Raw genomic sequence first — 2,009 nt, forward strand, 5'->3', positions numbered from 1 at the left:
AGAGGCTGAGGCCAGAGCGGGCAAGGGGTGTGGGGGCGATTTTGTCGCTTGGTGAAGGGGGTGAATAGTGGGGGGAGATGGAGGTGGGGCAGTTGCGTTATATAAATGTATTGAATTTATGTAAATTTTGCATATAGATGAAATATAGAATCAGCCTCAATAAGCTACTACTCAATTTATAGTAAGTTATTTAAAATAAATGATATATTAATGCCATCCTATTGGTATTCATGGATAGCATCCATAAAATCAAAAATAGCGAGAGAATTTATTCTCATCATCGCTCATTAAATTAATTAAATTATAATTTACAAAGAGCTTTTCTTTTCCTGAGTGAATTTCATGCAATATATTTATTTCACACAACTTCTTTAAATAGTTTGATGCTGTCTGCCTTTTTGCGATCCCATTACTCACTAAATTTTGTATTCTACAGTAGGGTTGCTCGAAAATACACTGCAATAATTCATAGCTATAAATATCGTTAATTTCATTTTTCATATGTGATGACGTATGTTCCATTAGTTCACGAATTGCATTTATTTTTTCTAACGTCCATTTTGATGTATTCTCAATTGCAGACAGTATAAATAAAATCCATGATTCCCAATCACCATCTTTTGTTACTTTCAATAATAAGGAGTAATAACTATTTTTATTTTTAATAATGTATCGACTCAAATAAAGAATAGGTAGGGTGATTAGATTTTTATCTATTAAAAACAATAAATTAATGACTCTCCCTGTGCGACCATTTCCATCAGAAAACGGATGGATAGCTTCAAATTGATAATGTGTAACTGCTAATTTAACTAAAGGATCAAGATCATCCTCTTGATGGATAAATTTCTCCCAATCTGAAAGTAATTCTATAATATTTCTCTCTCCAACTGGGGGTGTATAAATGGTCTCACCAGTAGCTTGGTTTTTTAATGCTGTCCCTGGAATTTTCCTGATCTCCATTTTTGAGTTTTTGATCGTATTACAAACCTTTAATGCCGTATTTACACATAGCGGCCTATCTTTTAATTCTTGATAACCTTCATAAAGTGCAGTCCTATATCTTAATGCTTCCTTTGTCATAGGATCAGCATTACTGTCCTCACTGGAATACTGGAATAACTTATCAGTAGTTGTCACAATATTTTCTATCTCAGAACTATCTTTAGCTTCTAAAATAGGAATTAGATTAATGAGAAGGTTCTGATTCGGTAATAACTCGCCCGCCCGTTTTAATCCTTCAAGTGCAGTTCTCGCTTCAACGCATGCTTTTAGTACACGCTTAGTCTCAATTTCTTGTTTTGGCGGCAATCGTGGCAGGTCATTATACGGTTGTGTAGGGTTCCATATCATGTTCATTCCTCATCCTTTTATCGACATGAAAATACTATAAACCTAAATCTGCGAATTTAAAAGTCACATGTCGAAAAATATGAAATAAATGTACATGACATGAAAACATGTCGATGCAATCGACACATAGTGATTACGTGTCTAAAATCATTGAGAAAATGTACATGTTGTGAATACATGTCGATACAATCGACATATGGTGAGAGTATGTCGAAAAATATGAGTCAAATGTACATAATATAAAGTGGCTGTTTTACTGAAACAAAAACTCAATGATCAATTCCCCCCACAAATGCGGCCCCTCTCGCATCTACAAAAATGTTTGTCCTAATTTACCACTGGTTAATTGAACAGTAGAGAATGGCCGGATATAGTGCCCCCGCAGCGGCAAATTCCGCTGCCGTGATTAGCGTCCCGGAATTCAATAGAGCGCACGACCGCACAGGCGGTTACTATGTGCGGGTACAGTTACACCTGTGAAAAACAATGGTGGGCTGGACGGGGGCATCGAAAGATGCGCCGGGTTCTCTGTTGACCGGTTACGCTAACCTCGTTCAGCTCACCACCCTCTTGAGGTTAGCGTCTCTTGGTGGTGATTTTAAAGCCATCAACTGAGAGGTTGTCATCATGGATTCGACGACTAAAGCCCCTTGCCG

1 protein-coding gene is annotated in these 2,009 nt (G+C 37.1%); it reads right to left on the reverse strand.

Annotated elements, in window-relative coordinates:
- Window positions 1–249: 249 nt before the first annotated feature.
- A complete protein-coding gene (gene fic, locus AEP37_RS14150) occupies window positions 250–1,353 on the reverse strand; it encodes a protein adenylyltransferase Fic (RefSeq protein ID WP_049613991.1) in 1,104 nt (367 codons plus the stop codon).
- Window positions 1,354–2,009: the final 656 nt, after the last annotated feature.

Origin of the sequence: Yersinia pekkanenii (assembly GCF_001152565.1) — a bacterium.
Classification (GTDB): domain Bacteria; phylum Pseudomonadota; class Gammaproteobacteria; order Enterobacterales; family Enterobacteriaceae; genus Yersinia; species Yersinia pekkanenii.

Excerpts from the sequence above, each read along its gene's own strand:
- fic (WP_049613991.1), bottom strand. The coding sequence starts at position 1,353 with ATGATATGGAACCCTACACAACCGTATAATGACCTGCCACGATTGCCG.